26 protein-coding genes and 1 other RNA gene are annotated in these 25,503 nt (G+C 73.6%); 16 read left to right on the top strand and 11 right to left on the bottom strand.

Going from position 1 to position 25,503, the window contains the following annotated elements:
* The first annotated feature begins 32 nt into the window (after window positions 1–32).
* A complete protein-coding gene (locus tag BCL65_RS16390; protein WP_243401130.1) occupies window positions 33–362 on the top strand; it encodes a carboxymuconolactone decarboxylase family protein in 330 nt (109 codons plus the stop codon).
* Between the two features lie 4 nt (window positions 363–366).
* Here BCL65_RS16390 and BCL65_RS16385 read toward each other — a convergent pair whose 3' ends face one another.
* Window positions 367–2,613, bottom strand: coding sequence for a helix-turn-helix transcriptional regulator (locus BCL65_RS16385; protein ID WP_243401124.1), 2,247 nt, complete (start codon window positions 2,611–2,613; stop codon window positions 367–369).
* A gap of 265 nt (window positions 2,614–2,878) precedes the next feature.
* Between BCL65_RS16385 and BCL65_RS16380 the strand changes: the two genes are divergently transcribed.
* Window positions 2,879–3,403: a flavodoxin family protein gene (locus BCL65_RS16380; RefSeq protein ID WP_106269589.1), complete on the top strand. Its 525-nt coding sequence runs from the start codon at window positions 2,879–2,881 to the stop codon at window positions 3,401–3,403.
* 9 nt (window positions 3,404–3,412) lie between these two features.
* On the opposite strand, the gene BCL65_RS16375 is transcribed toward BCL65_RS16380, so the two are convergent.
* The 4 genes from BCL65_RS16375 to BCL65_RS16360 all read right to left on the bottom strand — a co-directional run bounded on the left by BCL65_RS16375 (window position 3,413) and on the right by BCL65_RS16360 (window position 8,242).
* Window positions 3,413–4,288, bottom strand: coding sequence for a universal stress protein (locus tag BCL65_RS16375; RefSeq protein WP_106269588.1), 876 nt, complete (start codon window positions 4,286–4,288; stop codon window positions 3,413–3,415).
* A gap of 129 nt (window positions 4,289–4,417) precedes the next feature.
* Window positions 4,418–6,175: a protein kinase domain-containing protein gene (locus tag BCL65_RS16370; RefSeq protein ID WP_165800054.1), complete on the bottom strand. Its 1,758-nt coding sequence runs from the start codon at window positions 6,173–6,175 to the stop codon at window positions 4,418–4,420.
* A 127-nt stretch (window positions 6,176–6,302) separates the two neighbouring features.
* Window positions 6,303–7,526 (bottom strand): DUF418 domain-containing protein, encoded by a 1,224-nt coding sequence (locus tag BCL65_RS16365; protein ID WP_106269586.1) that lies wholly within the window; start codon window positions 7,524–7,526, stop codon window positions 6,303–6,305.
* The gene (locus BCL65_RS16360) at window positions 7,523–8,242 is read right to left on the bottom strand and encodes an NAD(P)-dependent oxidoreductase (RefSeq protein WP_106269585.1); all 720 of its coding nucleotides are present in this window, start codon (window positions 8,240–8,242) and stop codon (window positions 7,523–7,525) included. The genes BCL65_RS16365 and BCL65_RS16360 overlap by 4 nt, the downstream gene beginning before the upstream one ends.
* A gap of 85 nt (window positions 8,243–8,327) precedes the next feature.
* On the opposite strand from BCL65_RS16360, the gene BCL65_RS16355 reads away from it, so the two are divergent.
* The 8 genes from BCL65_RS16355 to BCL65_RS16320 all read left to right on the top strand — a co-directional run bounded on the left by BCL65_RS16355 (window position 8,328) and on the right by BCL65_RS16320 (window position 17,312).
* The gene (locus tag BCL65_RS16355; RefSeq protein ID WP_181340745.1) at window positions 8,328–9,011 is read left to right on the top strand and encodes a TetR/AcrR family transcriptional regulator; all 684 of its coding nucleotides are present in this window, start codon (window positions 8,328–8,330) and stop codon (window positions 9,009–9,011) included.
* A gap of 85 nt (window positions 9,012–9,096) precedes the next feature.
* Window positions 9,097–9,933, top strand: coding sequence for an ABC transporter ATP-binding protein (locus tag BCL65_RS16350; RefSeq protein ID WP_207767754.1), 837 nt, complete (start codon window positions 9,097–9,099; stop codon window positions 9,931–9,933).
* 26 nt (window positions 9,934–9,959) lie between these two features.
* A complete protein-coding gene (locus BCL65_RS16345; RefSeq protein WP_106269583.1) occupies window positions 9,960–10,964 on the top strand; it encodes an ABC transporter substrate-binding protein in 1,005 nt (334 codons plus the stop codon).
* 3 nt (window positions 10,965–10,967) lie between these two features.
* Entirely contained in the window at window positions 10,968–13,088 is a 2,121-nt protein-coding gene (locus BCL65_RS16340) for an iron ABC transporter permease (RefSeq protein WP_106269582.1), read from the top strand.
* Window positions 13,089–13,122: 34 nt separating this feature from the next.
* Entirely contained in the window at window positions 13,123–14,970 is a 1,848-nt protein-coding gene (locus tag BCL65_RS16335; protein WP_106269581.1) for a bifunctional 3'-5' exonuclease/DNA polymerase, read from the top strand.
* Between the two features lie 19 nt (window positions 14,971–14,989).
* Window positions 14,990–15,856: a Nif3-like dinuclear metal center hexameric protein gene (locus BCL65_RS16330; protein ID WP_106269580.1), complete on the top strand. Its 867-nt coding sequence runs from the start codon at window positions 14,990–14,992 to the stop codon at window positions 15,854–15,856.
* A gap of 35 nt (window positions 15,857–15,891) precedes the next feature.
* Window positions 15,892–16,629, top strand: a complete 738-nt coding sequence (locus tag BCL65_RS16325) for a zinc ribbon domain-containing protein (protein ID WP_106269579.1) — start codon at window positions 15,892–15,894, stop codon at window positions 16,627–16,629.
* Window positions 16,629–17,312, top strand: a complete 684-nt coding sequence (locus tag BCL65_RS16320; RefSeq protein WP_106269578.1) for a histidine phosphatase family protein — start codon at window positions 16,629–16,631, stop codon at window positions 17,310–17,312. The genes BCL65_RS16325 and BCL65_RS16320 overlap by 1 nt, the downstream gene beginning before the upstream one ends.
* Before the next feature lie 17 nt (window positions 17,313–17,329).
* Here BCL65_RS16320 and BCL65_RS16315 read toward each other — a convergent pair whose 3' ends face one another.
* Window positions 17,330–18,163, bottom strand: coding sequence for a YaaA family protein (locus BCL65_RS16315; protein ID WP_106269577.1), 834 nt, complete (start codon window positions 18,161–18,163; stop codon window positions 17,330–17,332).
* A gap of 28 nt (window positions 18,164–18,191) precedes the next feature.
* Here BCL65_RS16315 and BCL65_RS16310 point away from each other — a divergent pair, with 28 nt between their 5' ends.
* From BCL65_RS16310 to rnpB, 3 genes are all read left to right on the top strand, one after another.
* On the top strand, window positions 18,192–18,659 hold the full coding sequence (locus BCL65_RS16310; RefSeq protein WP_106269576.1) for a nucleoside deaminase: 468 nt from the start codon (window positions 18,192–18,194) through the stop codon (window positions 18,657–18,659).
* Between the two features lie 80 nt (window positions 18,660–18,739).
* The gene (locus tag BCL65_RS16305; protein ID WP_106269575.1) at window positions 18,740–19,414 is read left to right on the top strand and encodes a hypothetical protein; all 675 of its coding nucleotides are present in this window, start codon (window positions 18,740–18,742) and stop codon (window positions 19,412–19,414) included.
* Between the two features lie 21 nt (window positions 19,415–19,435).
* Window positions 19,436–19,840, top strand: an RNA gene (gene rnpB / locus BCL65_RS16300) — RNase P RNA component class A.
* Between the two features lie 2 nt (window positions 19,841–19,842).
* Here the strand turns inward: rnpB and BCL65_RS16295 are convergent.
* The 3 genes from BCL65_RS16295 to BCL65_RS16280 form a co-directional block, all read right to left on the bottom strand.
* A complete protein-coding gene (locus BCL65_RS16295; RefSeq protein WP_207767755.1) occupies window positions 19,843–20,190 on the bottom strand; it encodes a toxin in 348 nt (115 codons plus the stop codon).
* The gene (locus BCL65_RS18475) at window positions 20,187–20,828 is read right to left on the bottom strand and encodes a tyrosine-type recombinase/integrase (protein ID WP_308701019.1); all 642 of its coding nucleotides are present in this window, start codon (window positions 20,826–20,828) and stop codon (window positions 20,187–20,189) included. Before BCL65_RS18475 ends, BCL65_RS16295 begins: the two co-directional genes overlap by 4 nt.
* A gap of 468 nt (window positions 20,829–21,296) precedes the next feature.
* On the bottom strand, window positions 21,297–22,289 hold the full coding sequence (locus tag BCL65_RS16280) for a DUF1990 family protein (RefSeq protein WP_243401125.1): 993 nt from the start codon (window positions 22,287–22,289) through the stop codon (window positions 21,297–21,299).
* Between the two features lie 45 nt (window positions 22,290–22,334).
* On the opposite strand from BCL65_RS16280, the gene BCL65_RS16275 reads away from it, so the two are divergent.
* Window positions 22,335–22,925 (top strand): GNAT family N-acetyltransferase, encoded by a 591-nt coding sequence (locus BCL65_RS16275; RefSeq protein ID WP_106269574.1) that lies wholly within the window; start codon window positions 22,335–22,337, stop codon window positions 22,923–22,925.
* 197 nt (window positions 22,926–23,122) lie between these two features.
* The gene (locus BCL65_RS16270) at window positions 23,123–23,446 is read left to right on the top strand and encodes an STAS domain-containing protein (RefSeq protein WP_106269573.1); all 324 of its coding nucleotides are present in this window, start codon (window positions 23,123–23,125) and stop codon (window positions 23,444–23,446) included.
* 65 nt (window positions 23,447–23,511) lie between these two features.
* Here the strand turns inward: BCL65_RS16270 and ppgK are convergent, their stop codons facing one another.
* Window positions 23,512–24,276: a polyphosphate--glucose phosphotransferase gene (gene ppgK / locus BCL65_RS16265; protein ID WP_106269620.1), complete on the bottom strand. Its 765-nt coding sequence runs from the start codon at window positions 24,274–24,276 to the stop codon at window positions 23,512–23,514.
* A 28-nt stretch (window positions 24,277–24,304) separates the two neighbouring features.
* Between ppgK and BCL65_RS16260 the strand changes: the two genes are divergently transcribed.
* Complete coding sequence (locus BCL65_RS16260) at window positions 24,305–24,508, top strand: hypothetical protein (RefSeq protein WP_106269572.1); 204 nt, start codon at window positions 24,305–24,307, stop codon at window positions 24,506–24,508.
* 22 nt (window positions 24,509–24,530) lie between these two features.
* Here the strand turns inward: BCL65_RS16260 and panB are convergent, their stop codons facing one another.
* On the bottom strand, window positions 24,531–25,433 hold the full coding sequence (gene panB / locus BCL65_RS16255; protein ID WP_106269571.1) for a 3-methyl-2-oxobutanoate hydroxymethyltransferase: 903 nt from the start codon (window positions 25,431–25,433) through the stop codon (window positions 24,531–24,533).
* Window positions 25,434–25,503: the final 70 nt, after the last annotated feature.

Here is a 25,503-nt window from a genome sequence, read left to right as displayed (position 1 = left end):
CGACCGTTCGAGGAAGGAGTGCCGTGGACTACATGGATCGACTGCGGCGGTTCGCCGTGGACGGACCGAGCCTCGAGCTCGATCTGGAGCGGGATCCGGAGGCTCTCGGGCCGAGGACGGCGTCCATCGCGCGGCTCGCGGCGCTGGTCGCCGTCGGCGGGGCCGTGCCCACGTACGGCAGCCTCGTCGACGAGGCCGTCAGCGCGGGCGCGACGCCGGCCGAGATCGTCGACGTGCTGACCGCGGTCGTGGCGGTCGTGGGTCTGCCGAGCATCGTCGCCGCCGCGCCGAAGCTGGCGCTGGCGCTCGGGCACGACCTGTTCGGCGTCGACGGATCGAACGAGTCCGGGGCACCACGCTGAGGCTTCACGAGCCCAGCAGGCCCATCGTCACGGCCCGGTCCACCGCCCCGCCGCGCGACGACACCCCGAGCTTGCGATAGATCGACCCGATCTGGGAGCTGGCCGTGTTGCGGGTGACGTAGAGACGCCCTGCGATCTCCTTGATCGTCAGATGTGTCTGCAGGTACGGCAGGAGACGCAGCTCGGCAGGCGTCAGAGGAGCGCCCGTGCTGCCCGTCACCAGAAGGCTGGTCTCCACTCCCACCGAGGCCCGCAGCTCGCGCGCCTCCTCGACCAGCACTCCCAGTGCGGGGCGCCGCAGGATGACGTCGTCCGTCTCTCGCAACAGGTGCCGGACGGCGATCCTGTCGCCTGTCGACCAGCTCGCGCGCGCGAGCCGCAGTCGAACCCGTACCGCGATCGAGGGAAAGGCGTAGGTACAGCTGGCCCGGGCACGCATGCCCTGGACCAGTCGCCGACGAGCCACGTCCACGTCCCCGAGACGGAGCGCGAGGCGTGCCCCGGCCGCGTAGCCGAGCGCGCTCGTCGGGTAGTCGCCCATGCGGTGCTCGCGCACCGTCTCCAGGGCGAGCTTGACGTGCTGGGCGGCGTCGTCCCAGCGGTCGTGGTCCATGTCGAGCTGTGCGAGCAGCGCCGCGCCGTACACGAAGGCGTCCGCGTTCCCCTCGTTCGCCGTGCCGACGGACTCTTCCAGGTGCTGCGTCGCACCCTCGACGTCGCCCACGAGCAGCAGGGCGTCTGCCGCCAGGGTGAGCGCCGTGGTGCGCCACGTGCTCCACGCGGGTTCCGCGGCGAGGGCGAGACGAGCGTCGTCGGCCATCTGCTGCGGCCCGTCGGGGCATCGCAGCGCGCGGTACAGGGCCCGGGCGGAGGTGAACGAGGTCGGCCCGTCAGCGAGCGGACCGTCGTACGACGCGGCGTCGGCCACGGCCGCCCACCGTTCTGCTTCCAGGGAGTGCCCCTCGAAGCCGGCCGTGTACCCGGCGAGCAGTGCGAGCGGCGGGTAGCCGGCGACCTCGTCGTCGCCGAGGGCGCGCAGCCACCGTCCGACGGTGGCGATGCGCCCTGCCTGGAAGCTCGTCATGGCGATCCGTGCGACGAGGCGCACGGATCGGTCCCGATGAGGCGTGGCGAGGAGGTGTTCCACGGCCTGCTCCGGCGACCCGTGCGCCTCCAGCCAGTCGGCCGCGCGCAGCCGGAGCGTGTCGGCTATCTCCGGCTCGGTGTCCATGAGCTCCGTGAGCAGGTACTCCCGGAAGAGCGCGTGGTAGCGGAACAGCTCGCGCCGGCTGTCGAGCGGGACGACGAACGCGTTCGCCGCCTCGAGCCGACGCAGCCGCCGCTGCGACGAGTGCTCCTCGAGCACGGCGTCGCACAGCGGCGCCGACAGCACGTCGAGCACGGCGGTGCGGCGCAGGAAGCGGCGCTCCGCCGGGGGGAGCCGCCGGAACACCTCCCTCTGCAGGTAGTCCGCGATGTAGGGGTCGGCCCCCGTGACGGCCAGGTCCTGCGGGTCGCGGTGCCGTGCGACGAGCGAGGTGAGGTACACGCCGGCGGGCCATCCCTCGGTGCGCTCCGTCACCGTGGCGGCGACCTCGCGAGAGACCGGTGCGCGGGAAGCCTCCCAGACCTGCATGGTCTGGGCGACGTCGAGCACCAGGTCCGTGGCCACGATCTCGACCGCGTCGTCCGCGGCACGCAGCCGGGAGACGTGCGGCTGCTCGGCCCGGCTGGCCGTGACGAGCTGCGACCCGGAGGGTATCCCCGCCGCCACGACGCCGAGGACGTCGTGGCACGCGGGCGACCGGACCTCGTGCAGGTCGTCGATCACGAACAGGATCGGCTCGCGGCCGGCGCGCAGGACCGATGCCAGCCGCGGGGCGGCCCTGCCCAGGAGGGACACGTCCGGTCCTGCCATGTCCGCCACCAGGCCGTCGTGACCCGGTCGGGACAGCGACAGGGCGGAGGCGAGCGCGCGCAGCAGGCTCAGCGGGTCGTCGTCGAGCCGGTCCAGGGACACCCAGACGATGGGCCGCGGGTCGTGCGTCGCCCACTCGGCGAGCAGCGTGGACTTGCCGTACCCGGCCGGCGCCGTCACGCCGACGACCCGACGACCGCTCACCCGCGCCTCGCTGATGAGGGCAGCTCGGCTCACCGTTCCTGGGCGCAGCCGGGGGACGGTGAACTTGCCCTCGTGGAGCGAGCGGTCGAGCTCCGCAGGGCCCCGTGCCGTGCTCGGCTCGTGGCTCACGCTCTCGAGTGTAGGAACGATGTCCCGCCGACGACAGGCGACGGGCCGTTCATCACCCGCGGCGAACTGCGAGCGCCCGCTCCTGGATCGGGACCTTGGGGCCGAGCGCTCGGGACCATCGGCCCTACCTGGTCGGCGCCCCCGCGGCCGATGGTGGAAGCGTGCCGCTGACGTCTGGCCGGCCATCAGGTGGCCCCGTCAGCCAGGTCAGGAGCCCGGCCGTCGGCACCGGCCGAGCGACTCGTCGAGCAAGGAGTCGATCATCATGTCTGCACTCGTGGTCTACGAGTCCGGCTTCGGCAACACTGCCCTCGTGGCACGTTCCGTGGGCGACGGGATTGCCACGTCCATGCCGGTGCGGGTCTCCTCCGTCAGCGACCTCGGGGCCGGCGAGGCGGGTGAGGCGGACCTGGTCGTCATCGGCGGCCCGACGCACGCCTTCGGCATGAGCCGTCCGCAGACCCGGCAGGAGGGGCAGGTGCGGCGCGGTGACGAGCCGTCGGAGACGTCGGGGATCCGGGAGTGGATCGACGCGCTCCCGTCGGACCGTGGCGTCCACCTGTTCGCGACCTTCGACACCCGTGTCGAGGGTGTGCGCCACCTGCCGGGGTCCGCCGCGCACGCCGCCGCGCGGGCGCTGCGGCACGACGGGCACCGCGTCGTGGACCGCGGAACGTCCTTCTACGTCGCCGGGGTCACGGGTCCGCTGGTCCCGCACGAACGAGAACGTGCGCGCGAGTGGGGCGAGCGCCTGGCACGCCGGGCGCAGGAGATGCTGCTGAAGGCCTGACCGCCGCCGTCACTCGTCCGTCACGTGCGGGCGGGTCGTGTGGGTGACGGCGACCACGCACGGGGCGTCGCCCAGCAGCACGTCGGGCACCGACCCCAGCAGCCGGCCGACCACCCGCAGGTGACGGTGACCGCCCAGGACGAGGAGGTCCGACGGCGTCACCTCCTCCAGCAGCGCGGCGACCGGTCCACCGGACCGCGTCGCGAGCCGGCAGTCGACGTCGGGGTACTGCGTGCCCCAGCGGTAGGCGAGGCCGCGCAGGGCGGCCTGGACGTCCTCGTCCCGCGCGGACCCGGCCTCGCGCGCCACTCGCGACGAGGGCGGGACGGCGTGCAGCAGCACGACCGGGCAGCGGCAGCTCTGCGCCTCGGCGAAGGCGAGGTCGAGCATCGCCGTGGGATCGTCGTCGAACCCGACCCCGACGACGACCCGGTTCGGGGGGCCCGCCCGTGCCCGCGTGGGGACGACGGCGACGGGGCCGTGCGCCCGGGAGGCCACCACGGACGACACCGAGCCCAGGAGGTGACGGGTGGCGGCGGCACCTCGACGCCCGACCACCACCAGATCGGCGTCGCGGGAGGAGGCGACGAGCGCCGACGTCGGGCCTCCTTCCGCCGGGACCGCGGTGACCGGTACCGAGCCACGGGTGCGGGCGTCGACGCGGTCCACGGCGCGGCGCAAGACCCGCTGCGACTCGTGCCAGATTTCCTCCGGCCGGTAGGCGGGGACGGGCGTGACCGGCCCGAGCGGCACGGGTTCGGCGTACATGACCTGCAGCGCGGCGTGGTGGCGCTCGGCCGCGGCCAACGCCCAGTCGAACGCGTGATAGCTCTCCGGCGATCCGTCGACGCCGACGACGATCCCGCCTGGCCAGGTCTCGCCCATCGTCCTCAACTCCTTCTGCGGCCAGCACACCACGGTGCGGTGGTCCACCACAGATGCCAACGGCCCCCCGCCAGGTGACGAAGGTCCCTGGCGGTCCGGGGGAGCTCTCTGGACGGGTGGCGCCACCCGTCAGGGAGTCGGCTCGGCGCCACCGTTCGTGTCGTCGCCGCCTGTCGACCCGCCCCCTGCGCCGCCGCCTGCGCCGCCGCCTGCGCCGCCGCCCGTCGAGCCGCCGGGAGCGGTCGGTTCCGCCGTCGGCTCGGGCTCGTCGGTGGGTGCCGGTTCGGGCTCGTCGGTGGGTGCCGGCTCCGGCGTCGAGGTCGGCTCCGCCGTCGGGTCCGGGTCGCTGGTCGGGGTGGCGCTGGGCTCCTCGGAGGGTTCCTCCGTGGGCGACGGCGTGGGCGTGGCGTCGTCCGTGGGTGTCTCGGACGGCGTGGGGGTCGGGTCCGCCGACGGGGTCGAGCGGTCCGGCGGGTCGGCCGGCGGCAGCGGGGCCGTCGTCGTCGGCGACTCGGACGGCGTCGGCGACGACGTCGGTGACGGGCTGTGCGTGACCGGTGCGACCGGTCCCGGGGCGTCGGTGTCGCGCAGGGCCCAGAACGCTGCCCCCGCGACGGCGGCCGCCAGGACGAGCGAGAGGGCGACGACCAGGATCGTGCGACGGCGGTTCGGGGCGTCGTTCTCGGCCTCTTCGGCGAGAGCGGCCTCGTCGGCCGCACCGTCGGCCGCAACGCCCGCTGCGACGGCTGCTGCGGGCACTCCCGTGGGCGGCGTGGGCGGCACGTCGACCGCGCCGAGCTGGCGGGTGCGTTCGATCTCGCCCTCGTCGCCCGTGGCAGCGGCAGCCGCTGCTGCCGCTGCGCCCGCTGCGCCGACGACGGCCGTGCGGTGCGGGTCGTCCGCGGCGATCTGGCCCAGCGTCATCGTCTCGGCGGACCCGGTCGCGTCGGTCGCCGAGGTGGTACCGGCACCCAGCAGCGTCGCGGCCGCCGCGCGCATCGCCTCGGCGGAGTCGAACCGCTGCGCAGGGTCCTTGGCCATCGCCCGCGCCACGAACCGGTCCACCGTGACGGGGACCGCGGCCCGCCGTGCGGAGGGCGCCGGCACGGGTGCCCCGACGTGGGCCCGGAGCACGTCCTCGGGCCGGGGCCGCTCGAACGGCGCGTGCCCGGTGAGCGCGTAGTAGGTGAGCGCCCCGGCCGCGTACAGGTCGCTGCGCGCGTCGAGCGGTCGGCCGCGTGCCTGCTCGGGCGACATGCCCACCACCGAGCCGACGACCCGATCGCCGTCACCGTCGCCGCCACCGGGAGCAGCGAGTCCCAGGTCGAGCAGGCCGACCGTCAGCTCGCCGTCGACGTTCCGGTCGACCACGACGTTGCGCGGGCCGACGTCGCGGTGCACCAGGCCGGCGGCGTGCACCGCCCCGAGGGCGTCGAGCAGCCCGTCCACCAGGACGAGGGCCTCTCGCCACGGCAGGCCGTCGCCGGCCGTCAGCTCGGAGAGCGGCACGCCGGGAAGGCGGCGGGTCAGGAGCCAGGGCACGTTCGCGCCGGCGACCTCGTCCTCCCCGGTGTCGAGCACCTTGACCACACCCGGGTGGTCCACCAGGTCGGACGCCGCGATCTCCCGGGCCATGGCGGCGCGCGCGGCCTCGTCGTCGACCAGGTGCGGGTGGAGGACCTTGACCACGAGCGCCGGCTGGGCGTCCGTGCGGGCGTCCGGGCCGCCGTCGGCACCGGCCTCCGGGGCGATCTCCGTCCGAGACGCCTCGTAGACGGTGTAGGTGCCACCCGTCCCCAGGATGTCGCCCAGGACGTACCGGCCGCCGAGCACCACCCGCCCGTCCGCCGGCCCCCCGGTCGGTCCCGTCGGGGTCGTGTCGCTCATCGTGGCCCGGGCGAGGCGTCGAGGACGGTGTCCGCGCATGCTGGCGCGGACGGTTCGGTGTTCTCGGTCATCTCAGTCATCAGCCCCCACAGGATATGGGGTGAGGGCCGGAGCCGGGGTCCGGAGGTTACGGAGCGGGCCGGCTGACCGGCGTCGCCGACGACGCCGTGCCGCGGTAGGTGAGGACGCGCAGCACCCGCTCCGCCGGTCCGCGGCGATCGTTCCGGGCGAGGCCGACGGCGACGACGACCGTCACCAGCCACGTCGCCACGGCGACGAGCGCTGCCTGCCACTGGTCCAGCACGCCACCCAGACCGAGTCCCCAGGCGCACAGCAGCGGAGCGAAGATCACCGACTGCAGCAGGTAGCTGGTCAGGGAGCGCTGCCCGACGGCGGTCAGTGCGCCGACGACGTGTCCCGGGGTGCCCTCGGTGGTGACGCGCAGCGCCAGCAGGGCGAACAGCGCCGCGTAGCCCAGCGCGGCGAACAGTCCCGTGACCAGGTGCAGCACGACGGGGGTCCACTCGGGCACGTCCCAGGTGCCGAGGTGGACGAGCAGCGACGGCACGGCCCCGAGCCAGCCGACCGCGATGCCGACGACGGCGGTCCGCGTCAGCGCCCGCCGGTGCGCGCCGGGTTCCTCCAGGACCCGCGCGCGAGCACTGGCGATACCGAGGAGCACCGCCACGGGCACCATCAGCCCGAAGACGCCCTGCGTGACCGTCAGAGGCAGCCAGAAGCCGAGGCGCGGCAGGATCGAGGCGAGGTAGGGCGTCACGCCGGCGAGATCCGGGTTGGCGTCACCGGGGACGTCGGAGAGCTCCGGGGGCAGGGCGGCGCCCACCGCGAGGGTGCCGAGGGCGACGAGCAGCACGACGCCGGTCAGGGTCGCGGCCCAGATCAGCAGCGTCCGGGTGGCGCGTCCGAGGAAGAGCCAGACCACGAGGAGTCCGGCCAGGCCGTAGGCGCCCAGCACGTCGCCGAACCACAGCAGGGCCGCGTGGACGGCGCCGAACACGAGGAGCCAGCCGTGGCGTCGTTGCAGCACGCGTCGCACGGCTGGCTCCTCGAGGCCGGCCGCACGCTGCCGCGCGAACGACTGCCAGATGCCGTAGCCGAAGAGGAACGCGAACAGGGGATAGCTGCGTCCGTCGACGGCGACGATCGCCACCGACTGCCAGACGCCGTCGAGCACCGTCGACGGCTCCCGGTGCGCACTGGTCAAGGACGTCTCGGTGCCGTAGAGGAACCAGGGGACGTTCGCCAGCGCGATGAGCAGGAGCATCAGGCCGCGGGCGAGGTCGGGGGCGAGGGCCCGGACGCCGGGCGGGGCGACGTCGGGTGCGGTCATGATGCTCCTTCAACTTCGGTGCCGCCCTGCTGGTGGGCGAGCGCGCTGGGTGTCTCGCGGCCCACGATGGCGGGCGCCTCGTGGATCACGGTGTCGTCGGTGAGGGCGGCGACCATGAACAGCGCGAAGTCCACGCGCCGGGTGAGGTTGCTGGCCAGCACGGGGTCGCCGACGTGCCGGCTCCATACGGGCAGGCCATGGCTCGGGCCCTCCTCGAGGTCGCTGCCGCGCACCACCGTCCACCGGCGGTCGCTGGCGAAGATCCGCCGGCACGCCTCGACCTGGTCGTCGATCTCGACGGCACGCACGGCCTTCGCCAGCCACGCCACGAGGCGCACCGTCGCCAGGAACCGCCGGGTGTAGCGGTCCTGGTCGTCGCGCGCGACGTGCCACCCGCAGGAGAAGACCAGGCGTGCCCCGGGCTCGGCGTGGTCGAGCACCGCCTGCGCCGTGCCGGAGGAGTACTGCTGGACGCCCCACGGTGCCAGGACCGTCAGCACGCCGTCGCACCCGGCGACCGCTCGGCGGATGACGTCCGGGTCGTTCGTGGGGCCAGGCACGATCGTGATCCGGCCGGCGAACCGGTCCAGCTTCGGCACGCTGCGCTCGCGGCAGACGCCCACCACCTCGTACCCACGCTCCAGGGCGTGCTCAACCATGTACTGGCCAAGCTTGCCGGACGCGCCGACGATGCAGACCTTCGTCGTGCTGCTCATGGTGTTCCCCGTCGATCGGTCGAGCCTGGCTTACGGTGTAAGTACCGTAGGCTTACGGTGTAAGCAGAGTCAAGGGGGAGATCGCATGGCAGCACGTCGGCGCGCCGAGGTCGGCAGCTCGCGGCGGTCGCCGCTCGACCGCTCGCGGATCGTGGCCGCAGCCGTGACGCTGGCCGACGCCGAGGGAGTCGCCGGGGTCACCATGCGCGCCGTCGCGGCCGGCCTGGGCGTCGAGGCGATGTCTCTCTACAACCACGTGCGCAACCGGGACGACCTCCTCGACGGCATGGTCGACCTCGTGTTCGCGGAGATCGAGCTGCCCACCGCCGGGGCCGGCTGGTACCAGGCGATGCGCAAACGGGCCGAGTCCGCGCGTGCCGTGCTCCGCCGCCATCCGTGGGCGGTCGGCCTCCTCGACTCCCGGAGCGCCCCGGGCCCGGCGACGCTGCGCCACCACGACGCCGTCCTCGGCGTGCTGCGCGGAGCCGGATTCTCCGTCGCGGGCGCGGCACGCGCCTTCTCGGTCATCGACAGCTACCTCTACGGCTTCGTGCTGCAGGAGGTCAGCCTGCCGTTCCGCAGCAGCGAGGAGCTCGGCGAGGTGGCCGGCGGCATCCTCGGCGGTCTCGACGCCGGCGCCTACCCGCACCTCGTGGAGATCACCACCGAGCACGCACTGCGGCCGGGGTACGACTACGCCGACGAGTTCGACGCCGGCCTCGCGCTGATCCTGGGCGCGCTCGAGCCCGACGAGCGGGGTGAGGGCTGACTCGGCCGTCCCGAGATCCGAGACGATTGCATCCATCCTGTTCCGCAATGGTTAGGTAAGGCTAACCAACAACGCGGAGGTACGGGTGAGCGCCCCGAACGAGGAAGGGCCCTGGTTGCACGCCAGGGACGTGTCCATCACGTACGGCGGCGGTGACGTCGTCCACCAGGCCGAGATCGTCCTCAGCCCCGGCCGGGTGACCGCGCTGGTCGGCCCCAACGGCTCCGGCAAGTCGACGCTCCTGCGCGGGATCGCACGGCTGCAGAGGCTGCGGACGGGCGCGGTCGCGCTGCGGGACGGCCGCGACGCCGGAGACCTCGACGCCCGGTCGTTCGCCCGCGAGGTCGCGATGCTCTCCCAGAGCCGGCCGACGCCGGTGGGCGTCACCGTGCGCGACGCGGTCGAGTTCGGGCGCCACCCTCACCGGTCGCGCTGGCGCGGTCACGACCCGCAGGGCGCCGAGCGCGTCGAGCACGCGCTGCGTCTGACGCGGCTGACCGACCGAGCGTCGGACATGATCGACGAGCTCTCCGGCGGGCAGCTCCAGCGGGTGTGGATCGCCAGCGCGCTGGCGCAGGACACGGACGTCCTGCTCCTCGACGAGCCGACGAACCACCTCGACCTGCGCTACCAGGTCGAGGTGCTCGAGCTGGTCCGCGAGCTCGCCGACGACCACGGCATCGCCGTCGGCGCCGTGCTGCACGACCTCAACCAGGCCGCCGCGCTCGCCGACCGGGTGGTCGTGCTGAGCCGAGGCCGCGTCGTCGCCGACGGTGAACCTGCCCGGGCGATGCGCAGCGAGCTTCTCAGCGAGGTGTTCGAGATCGACGTCGTCGTCGACCACGACACCGACGACCGCGTGCCACGAGTGCACGTACCGCGGCAGCTGCTGCGACGACGGGCCGCGACGGCGAACGCCTGACCGGCCGACACGAAGGAGAGAGACGAATGAGAACTGCTCGTGCACTGGTGGCCGCGCTCGCCGTGGGCCTGACGCTCACAGCCTGCGGGACCACCGACGAAGCAGCCGACGCCCCGTCCGAGGCGGATGCCGCGGAGACGGTCGAGGCGCAACCGGTGACCGTCACCGACGCCCGCGGCCAGGAGGTGACGCTTCCCGACGGCCCCGCCGAGCGTGTCGTGGCCCTGGAGTGGAACCAGGCCGAGATGGTCACGACCCTCGGGGTCGACCTGGTCGGGATGTCCGACCCCGCCGGCTACGAGAGCTGGGTGGGGACCGGCGCCCCGCTCCGCACGGAGCCCGAGGACGTCGGCGTGCGTCAGGAGCCGAGCATCGAGGCCGTCGCGGACCTCGAGCCCGACCTGATCATCGGTGCATCGGGCTCCGTGCCCGAGGAGGCGATGGAGCAGATGGAGCGCATCGCACCCGTCGTGGTGATGGGCAGTGCCGACGTGGCAGACCCGCTCGGCGCGGTGCGGGACGAGTTCACCACCGTCGCGACGCTGCTCGGCAAGGAGACCCAGGCCGAGGAGGTGCTCACCGAGCTCGACCAGACCCTGACGGACAACGCCGAGAAGATCGACGCGGCGGGTCTCGCTGGTGCGCCCGTCGTGCTGACCTCTCCGTACGCCGAGGGTGCCAACCTCACCATCCGGATGCACGGTCCGCGCACGGCTGTCCAGACCGTCGCGGCCGAGATGGGGCTCGCGGCCGCCTGGGAGGACCCGGGCGACGACGCGTTCGGCCTGTCGTACACCGACCTGGAGGGGCTGACGGAGCTCTCGGAGGACACCCGCTTCCTCTACTGGGGGAACGACGGTGACGAGCAGGACGTGGTCGAGGCCGAGATGGCCGGGAACCCGCTCTGGGACGGCCTCCCGTTCGTCGAGGACGGTCAGGTGCACCGCGCGGCCGTGGGGATCTGGGCCTACGGCGGCCCGGCCTCGATGATCGCGTGGAGCGACGACCTCGTGCAGACCCTGGGCGCCTGACCCATGACCCACGACGGCACCACCACCACGCTCGAACGTCCGCCCGCCGCACCCGCCGGTGTGCCCACGTCCCCCGAGCGGAGGCGCGGGGCGCGCTGGGCGGCACCCGCCGCCGTCGGGCTGATCGTGCTGTGGCTGGTGGTGGCCGTCGTGGTGCACCTGACCCAGGGCACGGCCGGCCTCACGCCCGCCGAGCTCTGGCAGGTCCTCACAGGCTCCGGCGACGACCAGGGGAGCCTCGTCGTCGCGCAGTCACGCGTCCCCCGGCTGCTGGCGGCGCTGGTCGTGGGGGCGGCGCTGGGTGCGGCGGGTGCCGCCATGCAGGGCGTCGCCCGCAACCCGCTGGCCTCGCCGGACACCACCGCGGTGAACGCCGGCGCCTATCTCGCGCTGACGGCCGTGGCGGTGGCCGGCGTCCCCCTGGGCGTCCTGTCCGGCGCCGCGGTGGCTTTCGTCGGTGGGCTCGCCGCCGCGGCCACGGTCATCGCGATCTCTGCCGGGTCCAGCGTCTCGGCGATCCGCCTGGTGCTGGCCGGGTCGGCGCTGACGCTCGGCATCTCGGCCGTGACGTCCGTGCTGCTGCTGCTCTTCCCGTGGGAGACCCAGGGGATGTTCGCCTGGGGGGCCGGGTCGCTCGCGCAGAACGGCTCGCGCACCATCATCCTGCTGGCCCCGGTGGTCGTGGTCGGCGTCGCCGTGCTCGTGCTGCTCGGCCGGCGTCTCGACCTCCTGCAGCTGGGGGACGACGCCGCCCGGTCGCTGGGCGTCGCCGTCGGACGGACCCGGCTCGGGCTCGTCGTGGTCTCGGTGCTGCTGGCGACGACGGCGGTGAGCGCCGCCGGGCCGATCGGGTTCGTCGGTCTGTGCGCGCCCGTGCTCGTGCGGCTGCTGTCCCGCACGGTCCCGCCGCTGCGCCGGCACCGGGTGCTGGTCCCCGTCAGCGCCGTCGCCGGGGTCGCCCTGGTGCTGTCCGCCGATGTCTTCGTCCGTGCCGTGTTCGGTGCGGTCTCGGGCGTCACCCTGCCGACCGGGGTGATCACCTCGATCATCGGCGCGGTCTTCCTGGTGGTGCTGGCCCAGCGGATGCGCAGCGGGCTGACCGGTGACGCGCTGGCCTCGCTGCGCGGCGGTGCTCGCAGCCGCCGCGCGTCGCGTGCCGTGCTGGTCGGCGTCGCCGTGGTGCTGGCGGGCGCGCTCATCGCCGGTGTGCTGCTCGGTGACCGCACCGTGCTGCTCGGCGACGTGCAGAACTGGCTGCGGGGGGTGGCCTCGGTGCGCATCGAGATCATCCTCGAGACGCGGGTGCCGCGGGTGCTGGCCGCCCTGCTGGCGGGGATGGCGCTCGCGCTGGCCGGGGCGCTGGTCCAGGCCGTCACCCGTAACCCGCTCGCCGACCCGGGCGTCCTGGGCATCTCGGCGTCGGCGGGGTTGGGTGCGGTCACGACGATCGTGACCTTCTCGACGGTCTCCTTCGCCCAGACGCTGCTCGGCGCGCTCGTCGGCGCCACGGTGGCGACCCTGGCCATCTTCGCCCTGGGGGCGCGCGGGAACGCCGACCAGGGGCGCATGGTGCTGGTCGGGGTGGGGGTCGGAGCCGCTGCGAGCGCCCTGACGACGCTGCTGCTCGTGCGCACCGACCCGTGGAACCAGAACGCGGCGATCACCTGGCTCGGCGGGTCGACCTACGGCGCGATGTTTCCCCAGCTGTTGCCGCTGCTCGTGGTCCTGGTCGTGGCGGGCGTCGTCCTGGTGCCGCTGCACCGCGACCTCGACCTGCTGCAGTGGGACGAGACGACGCCGCGGGTCCTGGGCGTGCGCGTGCCCCGGGTGCGCCGCGTCGTCGTGGCGCTGGCGGTGCTGCTGACCGCCGCGGCGACCGCGTGCGTGGGCGTGATCGCGTTCGTCGGCCTCGTCGCACCCCATGCGGCGCGCCTGCTCGTGGGCAAGCGGCACGCGCTGCTGCTGCCCTTGACGGTGCTGCTGGGCGGGCTGCTGGTGGTGTGCGCGGACGTGGTCGGCCGGGTGGTGATCGCGCCCGCGCAGATCCCGGCGGGGCTGGTGTCCGCGGTGATCGGGACGCCGTACTTCGTGTGGCTGCTGTGGCGGATGCGCGCCCGGGCCTGACGCGCGTGTCGGTGCCGGCGGGCACGATGGGCGGGTGTACGTCGTCCTCGCCGCCCAGCCCGCGGACGCCGCCGTCCCGGGGTCCGACGCGGTCGGGTCTGGCGGCCTCGTCCGGCTGACCCCGGTCGCCGACGACGGCGGGGCGGGGCCGGGTCCTGTGACCTCCGCCCCGCACGTGGTCGCCCGGGACGGGCTCGCTGCTGCCGTGCACGACCGCGAGGGCAGTGCCGGGAACCTCCCGCGGTGGACCTGGGACGACACCAACCGTTGGTACCCGGCGTTGCTGTCCGCGGGGGAGCGCGTCGAACGGGGTCGTGACCTGCGTCTCGCCCACCGGATCCTGCGCACGTCCAGCCTCGTGGCCGGGTCCGCGTTCGCCACGGCCGCGCCGAACGGGTGGGACACCCTGGGACACGCTCCCGTCGCCGGCGCACCGGCGCCGGGTGCGCTGCGTGCCCCGCAGGAGGAGTCGCTCTTCGATCTGGCGCCCACCGGGCCGAGGCGCGGGGCCGCGGCCGGGGTCCCGGCGTCGGACCGCTCGTCGACCGGGGAGCAGGCCCGCGGCCTCGATCCCGTGGCCGAGCTGGCGGCTCAAGAGGTGGCCGTCGCGGGGTCCTCCGCCCCCGGGCGGCTGCGCCTGCTGCTCGCCGCCGAGTCCGCCGGGGCGCTCGCCGCGGCGGAGATGCACCACGCCGGTCTGCCCTGGCGGGCGGAGGTCCACGACGAGATCCTCACCGAGGTGCTCGGGCCGCGGCCCCCGGAGGGGCGGCGGCCCGAGAAGCTGGAGGCGCTCGCCGGACAGATCCGCGCCGCCCTGGACGCGCCGGCCACGCTCAACCCGGACTCCCACCCCGATCTCCTGCGAGCCATGGAGTACGCCGGCGTCGGCGCACGGAGCCTGCGCAAGTGGGAGCTCGAGAAGATCGACCACCCCGTCGTCGCACCGCTGCTGGAGTACAAGAACCTGTACCGGCTGTACACCGCCAACGGCTGGTCGTGGCTCGACCACTGGGTACGCGACGGCCGGTTCCGCACCGACTACGTCGTCGGCGGCGTGGTGACCGGACGCTGGTCGTCCACGGGCGGGGGAGCGCTGCAGCTGCCGCGGTCCGTGCGCCGGTCCGTGCAGGCCGACCCGGGGTGGGTGCTGGTCGTCGCCGACGCGGCGCAGCTCGAGCCCCGGGTGCTCGCCGGCCTCGCCGCCGACGAGACCATGGCCGCCGCCGGCGCCGGCGGGGACATGTACGCCGGCATCGTCGCCACCGGCGCCGTGCCGACCCGCGAGCTCGCCAAGGTCGGCATGCTCGGCGCGATGTACGGAGGGACCACGGGCGCCAGCGGTCAGGTGCTGCCCCGGCTGTCTCGTGCGTTCCCGCGCGCGATGGGACTCGTCGAGGACGCCGCGCGCACCGGGGAGCGCGGCGGCGTCGTGAGCACCTGGCTCGGGCGCACCTCACCGCCGCCGGGACAGGCGTGGGACGCGGCGCAGTCCGGCGCGCTCGGCGACGGAGCCCCGGCCGACGCCGCCGGGCTGGCGCGCTCCTCCGCCCGGTCGTGGGGGAGGTTCACGCGCAACTTCGTGGTGCAGGGCACCGCCGCCGAGTGGGCCCTGTGCTGGATCGCGTCCATCCGGCGGCGCCTCTGGGAGCTGCCCGTCGTCGCCGAGCCGAACGCCGGACCGGCGCCCTTCGCCGACCGGGCGCACCTCGTGTTCTTCCTCCACGACGAGGTCGTGGTGCACGCCCCGGCGGCGCTCGCGGACGAGGTCGCCCGGCAGGTGCGGGAGGCCGCCGTCGAGGCGGGGCGGCTGCTGTTCGGCGACTTCCCGGTCGCGTTCCCGCTGACGGTCGCGACCGTCGCCTCGTACGCCGACGCCAAGTGACGTCGGTATCGTCGGGCGCATGAGCGCACCCACGCTGGCCGACGTCGTCACCGCCCTGGAGGACCTGTACCCGCCGTCGACGGCGGAGGGCTGGGACGCGGTCGGGCTGGTGGCCGGCGACCCGCAGCGACAGGTGCGCAAGGTGATGTTCGCCATCGACCCCGTGTCCGCCGTCGTCGACGAGGCGATCGAGTGGGGCGCCGACCTGCTCGTCACCCACCACCCGCTGTTCCTCAAGCCGGTGACGTCCGTGGCCGCCACGACCTTCAAGGGGGCCGTGGTGCACCGGCTGCTGGCGGCAGGCTGTGCGCTGCACGTGGCGCACACCAACGCCGACTCGGCGCCGCGCGGCGTGGCCGACGCCCTCGCGGACCTGGTCGGGATCACCGACCGGCGACCGCTCGTGGCCCGCGACGACGACGGCGAGCGCGGCATCGGCCGTGTCGGCTCGCTGGAGGCGCCGACGACGCTGGGCGAGCTCGCGCGACGCGTCGCCGACGTGCTGCCCGCCACGGCGCAGGGCGTGCGGGTCGCGGGGGACCTCGACGCCGAGGTGACCACCGCCGCCGTCGTCGGGGGATCCGGCGACTCGCTGTTCGACGCGGTCCGCGCCGCCGCCGTCGACGTCTACGTCACCGCCGACCTGCGGCACCACCCGGCGTCCGAGCTGCGCGAGCGTGCCGCCTTCGAGGCAGGGCAGGACGTACCGCCGGAGGGTGGGCGCCCGTTCCTCGTGGACGTCGCCCACTTCGCCTCCGAGTGGCCGTGGCTGGCCTACGCCGCCGCCGATCTCGCCGACCGCCTGGGAGGCGGTACGGTGACCACCAGAGTGAGCACCCTGGTGACGGACCCGTGGACGACCCGGGTCGCGAGCACGGGTCGCTGACCGTCATCTGAAGAGCTGCACGAGAGGACCCACCCATGGCTACCGCACCCGTCGAGGACCAGCGTCGCCTGCTCGAGGTCCAGGCCCTCGACACCAGGCTCCAGCAGCTCGCGCACCAGCGCGGCAACCACCCGGCGCTCGCCACGATCGCCGAGCTGGACGGGCGCATGCGTGACCTGCACGGCTCGCTGGTCGACTCGCGGACCGCCGTCGCGGACCTCGAGCGCGAGGTCACCAAGGCCGAGCGGGACGTCGAGCAGGTCCGTACCCGTGCGACCCGCGACCAGCAGAAGCTCGACTCCGGCGCCCTCGGCGCGAAGGACGCGACCGCCGTCATGAGCGAGCTCGAGTCGCTGGCCCGCCGGCAGAACGTCCTCGAGGAGGCCGAGCTCGAGCTCATGGAGCGTCTCGAGGCGCACCAGGAGGCCCTCGCCAAGGTCGAGGCCGCCCACGGTGAGCTCGTCGCCGCCCAGGACAAGGCCATCGCGGAGCGCGACGCCGCCTTCGCCGAGATCGACGGCACCGTCGCGGAGGTGGCCGCCCAGCGCGCCGCCGCCGCCGAGGGCCTGGACGCCCAGCTCGTGACCCTCTACGACCGGCTGCGCCGCCAGCTCGGCGGGTCGGGTGCCGCCGCGCTGAACGGCAACCGCTGCGAGGGGTGCCGTCTCGAGCTGAACCCCGGCGACCTGGCCGCGGCCAAGAACGCCCCGCCCGAGCAGGTCGTCCGGTGCGAGGAGTGCGGCCGGATCCTCGTCCGGGTTCCGCAGGCCTGATGCGGCGTCCGGCACCCGGCGCGCTCGCCCGGTACGACGGCGCGGTCCCGGCGTCCGTGGTGCTCGTGCGCCACGGGGTCACCCCGCTGACCGAGGTCGGGGCTCTGTCGGGCGGTGACGTGCCCGGGCCCTCGCTGACGACGGCCGGGCAACGGCAGGCGGCCCAGGCGGCGGACGCCGTGTTCCGGATCGGCAAGGACCTGTGGCCGGACGTGCCCCGACCCGACGCGGTCTACGCCTCGCCCACGGTGCGGACCCAGGAGACGGCCACCGCGGTGGGCCGGCGGCTCGGCGCCACGGTCCGGACCGACGATCGCTTCGCCGAGATCCGCTTCGGCGCCTGGGAGGCGATGATTCCGGAGCAGGTGCACGACGGCTGGCCCGGCGACCTGGTCCGGTGGGTCACCGAGGGCACCTTCGCCCCACCTGGCGGGGAGTCCTACGCCGACCTCGCCACGCGTGTGCAGCCGGCCCTGGACGACGTCGTCGCCGGTGCCGAGGGCAGCACCTCGGTCGTCGTGGCGCACGCCGCGGTGATCCGGACGCTGGTGGGCCTCGCGCTCGACGCCCCGCCGAGCGCCTGGGGCCGCGTGCGCATCCCGCCGTGCTCGCTGTCGCTGCTGCGGATCTGGCCCGACGGCGCCCGCGAGGTCACCGCCGTCGGCTTCCCCGCCGCGGACTGACGGGCCGCGCCGACCGATCAGGCGATGACGAGCTCGAGGGTCCGCGGTCCCCGGCGCGACGTCGGGTCGCCGAGCGTCGCCTCGATCATGCGGTAGCTCAGGCCGGTGCCGACCTCGGTCCCGATGACCTGGCCGTCGAGCTCGCGGGCGGCGGCGAGCAGCTCGTCCGCCGACGACGGCGCGTCGCCCGCGCGGCGCAGCAGGTGGCCGGTGAGCACGCCACGGGTGTGCTTGGCGTTGTGCGACACGACGGTGCGCTTGCCGGCAGCCTCGCGCACCACGCGGACCGCCACCCAGTCGGCGGCGTGCTCGCCGGTGGTCGCCGGCTTCCACGCGGCCAGGTAGGCGGCCGAGCGGCAGTCGACGACGACGTCCCCCGCCGCGCGCTTCTCGAGCGCCCGCGCCAGGTGCGGTCGCCACGCCGTGGCGAGCTTCCCGACCCCCGGCAGGTCGACACCCATCGAGAGCCGGTAGGCCGGGATCCGGTCGGCCGGCGCGACGACGCCCCACAGCCCCGAGAAGATCCGTACCGACTCGTCGGCGAGCTGCGCCGTCGGGCCGGTCAGGTCGCCCAGGCCCGCCGCGGCGTAGAGGACGCCCGTGTACACGTCGGTGGCCGGCGCCGCCGGCGCGGTGCGCAGCGCGGTGTTCCGGGCGACCTCCTCGGTCAGCGTGGCGCCCACGTGCAGCACCTGCGTGGCGTCGTCACGGGCGCTGACGGACGCCAGGGCGTCCAGCACGGTCTCGCGCTGCGGGGCGAGCTCCGGCGCGGTGAGGCCTGCCGGGTCGACCGGGGTGCCGTCGTCGGGCGCGGGCGTCTTGCCCTCGGAGGGCGGCAGGCAGATCAGCACCCGGACACCCTATGGGAGCATCGGGGCCATGACGTCCGACGAGCGATGGCTCACGCGCGCGGTGGAGCTGGCGGTGGCCGCCGTACCGGCCGGGGACGGTCCGTTCGGGGCGGTCGTGGTGCGCGGCGGCGAGGTGGTGGCCGAGGGCACCAACCGGGTCACCGCGGAGCACGACCCGAGCGCGCACGCCGAGGTCGTGGCGCTCCGTGCCGCAGGCCGCGCCCTGCGCACCTTCGACCTGACCGGAGCCGTGCTGTACAGCTCGTGCGAGCCGTGCCCCATGTGCCTGGCGACCGCGCTGTGGGCCCGGGTGGATCGCGTCGTCTTCGCCGCCGACCGGCACGACGCCGCGGCGGCCGGGTTCGACGACCGGTTGTTCCACGACGTGCTGGCCGGACGCGCGCCCGCGCCCGTCCCCGTCGAGCAGCGGACCGTCGCCGCGGCGGCCTCCCCGTTCGAGGCGTGGGTGGCGCACGACGGGCGCACTCCCTACTGACGCCGTCGGCTCCGTAGGATCGCGGCATGGCGGTTCGGACGCCGCCTCTGCGACGGCCCGGACGACGCTAGAGTCCGCGCATGGAGTCTGTCTTCGTCGGCCCGCGTCCGTCGTTCCTCACGCGGGTCGAGCCCTGGCTCTCCTCGCACGTGCCGGACGCGCCGCCGCAGAATGTCGTCCTCCTCGATGCCGGCGCCTCCGGCGCAGTACGTGATGCGGTGCGCGAACGGGTCCTCGCCGCGGCCGCCTCCGCCGCCAGGGCACAGCGGCTGCACGCCGCCGCCCAGCTCCTGATGGTGCTCCTGATGCTGCTGTTCGCCGCCGTGGTGTCGGGCTTCCTCCCGGGCGCCGACGAGCACATCCCCCTGGTCCTCCTCGTGCTGGTCCCACTGTTCGTCGTGGTGGTCGTGACGGACCTGAGGCGGGTACGTCACATCAGGTGGTTGCTGAACGTGCCAGCAGCTCTCGCCGAGGAATCCGTCGCCGTGCGTCAGATCCCCTTGACAGGTATGGGCAGCCCGCCCGGGGACGTGGACGTGCTCGGGCTGATCGACATCGTCCGCGCTCGACCGACCCACGACCAGGCGCACGCCACGGCGCTGCTCTGGGACTACGCCGCGGCCCTCGAGCACGAGGCGGCGACATGGTTGGCTCCGGAGGCTTCCGAGACCGCGCTCGAGGCCGCCCGCGCCACGGCAGAACGCATCGAGCACCAGCTTGCGGCGTACACCACGGCGTCGGACCGGCACCGCTGAGGGGTATCCTTGCCGGGCGGACGAGTCGGTCGGACGGTCGCGTCGTCGCTGCTCCTCGGAGCGGTGGCGCCGAGGAACGTCCGGGCTCCGAAGGGCAAGGTGGTGGCTAACAGCCACCCGGGGTGACCCGCGGGACAGTGCCACAGAAAACAGACCGCCTGCACGCCTCGGCGAGCAGGTCAGGGTGAAACGGTGGTGTAAGAGACCACCAGCACGGCCGGTGACGGTCGTGGCTCGGTAAACCCCACCTGGAGCAAGGTCAGACAGACTGTGATCGAGGGCGGCCCGCCCGATTCTCTGCGGAGAAGCGCAGTCGGGTAGACCGCTGGAGGCCTGTGGCAACGCAGGTCCTAGATGGATGACCGTCGCCCGAGCCGGGGCAACCCGGCGCGGGAACAGAACCCGGCGTACAGACCGGCTCGTCCGCATCACACGGTCCGACCTGCGGCTCGATGCCACCGAGGGTGTCCCGGTCCGCAGAGAGTCCGTGAGAGTTCCTGCGTGCGCTCCCGGAGAGCCGTCGATCGGAGCCAGTCGAGGTACTGCTGGCGGGCCTTCATCGCGTGGATCACGAGCTCGTCGCCGGAGTCGAAGGCGAGGATGACGAGCTCCAGCACGCGTCCCGCCGGATCGACGCCCAGCACGAGCCAGCGGCGAGGGTCGTCCTCGTCGTCGAGCGGCTCGCGCAGCAGTGCGTGCACGCCCGCGTACAGGACGACGTCGTCGGTGAGGCGGTCTCGCTTGTAGTGCTTACCGGCGGACTCGTGGACCTTCACGCCACGTGGGCCCAGGCGCGGACCGCGGCGCGGATCGCCTCCGACTCGTTCGCCAGGCCTTCTTGCTCCGCGCGCTTCCGAAGGGCGTCCAGGGTTTGCTCGTCGAGGCGGACCGTGACGGGCTTGCCGGGGCCGTGGCCGACGGCGGGGCGGCCACGGCGACTCTGACGGAGAGCGGGCAGGTCGTATCCGGCCTCGGCCTCGTCAGCCCACGCCTGGATCTGCTCATCGGTGACCGGCTTGCCGTGGATGGTGCGCTGCTTCTCATCCATAGGAATAACGTACACGAAAACATGGCCCATGTGACCTGACGCCGGCCAGAGGTGGGAGTAGGCGTCGAGCGTCTCGCCGGCGGACTGGTGGCCGAGCCGTGCTTGCGCCACCTTCACGGAGGCGCCGTGGCGGATGAGCTGGCTCGCGGAGTAGTGCCGCAGGTCGTGAAAGACGACCGTGTGGCGCGGGCGCTTGGGGAGCGCCGCTCGGGCTGCCGCGAGCTGCTCGGCAGTAGCGCCGCTCCCCGGGATGAGCCCGACGCCCCGGGCCTGCGCGACGAGCAGCCCGGCGCGTTGCGCCGTGACCCCGAGCGTGTGCGTCACCGTTCGTGTCCGGGACGGGGGCGCGGCGTCGAGCCAGATCATGCGGTCATGGCCACGTGGCGCGCCGTGGTCCATGCGTCGTCGAACGCCGAGCGGCGCAGGGGGAGCCGCAGTCGGTGTGGGTGAAGATCAGTCCGTCCGGACCGGGTGGGTAGGCCTCGAGGTGCTGGGTGAGCGCGTCGATGACGGTTCCCGGTAGCGGGACCTCGCGTGGGGATGCCTCGGTCGCTCTGCCGCGGACCGGTCCCGGCGGCCGTCATGATGATCGCCTGGTACCGGTCGGCGATGATGCTGAGAATGAGGTGGAGCGTCTCCGGCGAGAGTGGAGCAGGTGGGGTCTGCGGAACACTCGCCCGGCGCCGATAGCGCGAGGTGACCGCTCATGGCAGTTCCGCAGGTGCGCCATCGGACGCGTTTCCGGTCCGGCCGACTCTGCTACGAGCCGTGACGGCGCGTCTCCCCAGGAAGGCGAACCCGGCGTACAGACCGGCTCGTCCGCCCTGAGCCTGTCTAATGATCAGGTTGCCGGAGCGCGCGCACATATCGCCGCCGGTAGATGCGCTGGGCGAGCAAGGTCAGCGGGTACAGCGCCCGCCAGCGGCCTTGCCCCGGCCGCGTGAGGGAACGCACCGTCAGGGTCACGGCGCCGTCGGCGTCGAGCCCGACGATGAACGCCTCCTCGCCAATAGCGGGAGGGCCCTCGAGCGTGGCGTAGGCGAGTGCGACCCGCCGGTGGGTGACGATCGTCTCGACAACCTCCACGGGCTCGCGCACCCGCAGCGGACCGACGCGTGCGACGAGCCAGTAGCGCTCCCCGGGGAGCGCGGAGCGTCCGGGTTCGAGCGGCGGGTCGACGCTGAATCCGCTGCGCGTCTTGATTTCCCACGAGAGCACAGCCGCCGAGGCCGACTGCCAGACGTCGGTTCCTGAGCCCAGATGGACCGTGCGCTCGTCCACGCGCCAGCCTGAGGGCGGCCGCCATGTGTCCCTGCCGGGAGTCGTGCCACCGCCGACGCCGTCACTGAGCTCCCGCTGGCGCAGTTCGTGCGCTTCGAGCGTCACGAGCTTCCCGGCATCTCCGCCAGCTCGCGCGATGGCGGACCGAACCGTGCGCTCCTCGATCGAGGTGAGCGCGAACGCGGTGCTGGAGCCGGTGTCGTCAGCGTTCCAGATGGGTGTCCCGCGGGCGCTCAGCCCGGTGCACCCGATGCTGAACGGGGAGAGCGCCAACGCGATGTCGAAGTCCTCTGCGACGCGCGGGTCCAGGCTGAGTGAGATTCCGGAGCGACGTCTCGCGGCCAGACGGCTCTCGGCCAGGCGGACGACAACGCGAACGTTCGGCGGCCAGTCCTCGTCCGAGAGGACGTCGATCTCGACGCTGGCAAGGCGGCTGCGCTGTGCCATCAAGGCACCCCGGATCGCTGCGTCGACAGTTACCCGCTCGGCGCCGTCGTCCACGCAGAGCCAGCGCGCACCGGTGTCGTCTGCCGCCGTCGCTCTCACGCCGCACATCCTGCCGCACCGCCGGACCGGTCATACCCTCCTGTCATGGGAGAGCTCGTCATCCGACCCGCCGACGAGGTGCCGTTCGACGACCTCCAGGCGGTGCTCGGCAGCTCCGCTGCGGGGCGGTGCCAGTGCCAGCGACAGGTGCTCGGCGACGCCGTCTGGTGGCACATGCCGGTCGAGGAGCGCAGGATGCGTCTCGCCGAGCAGACCTCCGACCCGGAGTCGTCCACGACGAGCGGCCTGGTCGCCTTCGAGGACGGTGAGCCGATCGGGTGGGTCGCCGTGGCGCCCCGCCCCACGTACCGCCGCTACTACGGCCGCAGCCCGGTGGTCTGGTCAGGTCGCCAGGAGGACCGGGACGACCCCACGGTCTGGGCGGTCGCCTGCTTCGTGGTGCGCGCCGGGCACCGCGGCCAGGGCCTGACGTACGAGCTGGCGCGGGCCGCCGTGGACTTCGCACGGTCCCGGGATGCCACGGCGCTGGAGGGATACCCGATCTTGGCTCCGGGCGGCGGCGAGATCGTCTGGGACGAAGCCAGCGTCGGGACGCCGCAGGTCTTCGCGGCGGCGGGTATGGAGCAGGTCACCGCTCCCACGGTGCGCCGTCGGGTGATGCGGATCGATTGGTGAGCAGATGACGTCCACGTGGCGGACATGCTTGTCGAAGCGTGAAAGTTTGGTCAAGAAGTGATCTGTATCAGGGTTCACGTCAAGGCCCCGCTGGTGTAGGTTGGCGCCATCGCGACAACGAGGTCGCGTGTCCTGAAACGCCGGTTGCCACGCCGTGGCACGCAGGGGGCGTGGACTCCAGGGACGAAGGTGTGACAGTGACCCTCACCAGTGAGGTTCAGACCGGCGGGATCGCTCTGACCGAGCGCCCGTCGGCGAGTGTGGTGACGATGTGGGGCGAGGTCGACATCGCCCTGCGCAACCAAGCCTCGGCTGCGCTGGCCGGGGCGTTCCAGCGAGACCTGCCCGTCGTCGTGGACGCCTCCCGGGTGACGTTCATCGACTCCGCGGGCATCGCCTTCCTCGTCCAGCTCTGCCGTATCGGGCAGGACGAAGGGCTTCAGGTCACGTTGCACGATCCGCCGACCACCATCCGGGACGCGCTGCGCACGCTCGAGCTCGACTCGCTCGTCGCACGCTGATCCGCACTGATCCGGACGCACGGCTGCCGGCCACCCACGGGTGGCCGGCAGCCGTGCGTCCGGGGTCAGTGCGGGCGGGCCGCCAGCGACGCCGCCCCGACGATGCCCGCCCGGTTGCGCAGGGTCGCCGGGATGATCTCGGCCCGCAGGTCCAGCAGGGGCAGGAACTTCTCGTGCTGCTTGCTGATGCCGCCACCCACGACGATGAGGTCGGGGGAGAGCAGCATCTCGACCGTCTCGAAGTAGCGCTGCAGCCGCTTGGCCCACTTCTCCCAGGACAGGTCCTCGCGGTCGCGGGCCGATTCCGCCGCCCGGGACTCGGCGTCGTGCCCGTCGATCTCCAGGTGCCCGAGCTCCGTGTTCGGCACCAGGACGCCGTCCACCAGCAGGGCCGATCCGATGCCCGTGCCGAGCGTCGCCAGGAGCACCACGCCGTCGCGCCCCTGTGCGGCGCCGTACCGCTGCTCGCCGACGCCGGCCGCGTCGGCGTCGTTGACCGCCACCGCCTCGTGCCCGGTCGCCTCGCGCACGAGCGCGGGCAGGTCGACGCCCTTCCACGACTTGTGGAGGTTGGCGATGAAGCGGACGACGCCGTGGTCCAGCGGCGCGGGGAAGGCAACCCCCACGGGGGCGTCGTCGGGCAGGTCGAAGCCGCCGATGAGCTCCGCCAGGATCTCGCCCACGGCCTCGGGCGTCGAGTGGTGGGGTGTGCGGATCCGTTGCCGGTCCGCGGTGAACTCCCCGGTGGTCAGGTCCACGGGCGCGCCCTTGATCCCGGACCCGCCGATGTCGATGCCGAAGGCCACCTGGTGCTCTCGTTGCTCAGCCATGGGCACCATCTTGGTGCAGGATCGTGCCATGAGCGAGAACAGCCCGCGTCAGACGCAGTACTGGTACAACACCGAGACCGGCGAGGTCGAGGAGGCGGCGCAGAAGTCGTCGTGGACGCACCTCATGGGCCCGTACCCCACCCGGGAGGCGGCCCAGCAGGCTCTCGACACGGCCGCTCGGCGGAACGAGAGCTGGGAGGAGGAGGACACCGACTGGCGAGGCCCGTCCTGACGACGGCAGGCCGCTCGACCGGCTACTGCTGGAACGCGTGCTCGGGTGCCGGGAACGCACCGGTGCGCACCTCGGCGGCGAAGTCCGTGACCGCCTGGCCCAGCACGCGACCCAGCTCGGCGTAGCGGCGGGCGAACCGCGGCGACCAGTCCGTCATCCCCGCCATGTCGGTCCACACCAGCACCTGACCGTCCACGTCCGGTCCGGCCCCGATGCCGATGGTCGGGATGGCGAGGAACTCGGTGATGCGTGCGGCGACCTCCACCGGCACCATCTCCAGGACCACGGCGACCGCGCCGGCCTCCTGCACGGCGAGGGCGTCCTGGCTCAGCTCCTCGGCGGCGTCGTCGCCCCGGCCCTGCACGCGTGGTCCGCCGAGCGCGTTCTCCGACTGCGGCGTGTACCCCAGGTGCCCGACGACGGGGATGCCGGCAGACGTGATCGCCTGGATCTGGGCGGCGGACCGCCGTCCGCCCTCGAGCTTGACCGCGGAGGCTCCGGTCTCCTTCATGATCCGCACCGCCGAGGCGAGGGCCTGCTCCGGCCCGGCCTCGTAGGTGCCGAACGGCAGGTCGACGACGACGAACGCGTGCTGCGTCACCGAGGCCACCGCGCGGCCGGCCCGGACCATGTCGTCCAGGGTGACGGGCAGGGTGGTGGCGTGGCCCAGCATGGTGTTGCCGATGGAGTCGCCGACCAGGAGGGTGTCGATGCCCGCCGCGTCCATGATCGCCGCGGTGGCGGCGTCGTAGGCGGTCAGCATGGTGATCTTCTCGCCACGCTCCTTGGCCTGCTGCAGGTGGTGGACCCGCACGCGCCGGGCGCCGGCGGCGATCCCCGTCGGGGCGTCGTCGCCTGAGGTGACGGACCTCACACCGGGTGCGGGGTCGCTCGGGGCAGGAGAGTTGTGGCTCGTGGTTGCCATGGTCGATAGCGTAGGCGACAGCCGGTCGGGACCCTGTCTCGCTCCGGTCGGCGGTGCCGGAGCGGTACGT

It is taken from the genome of Isoptericola halotolerans (assembly GCF_003003075.1).
In the GTDB taxonomy this organism is placed as follows: Bacteria; Actinomycetota; Actinomycetes; order Actinomycetales; family Cellulomonadaceae; genus Isoptericola; species Isoptericola halotolerans_A.
Note: the sequence above shows the minus strand (reverse complement) of the source record. Positions and strands in the feature narration are given on the sequence as shown.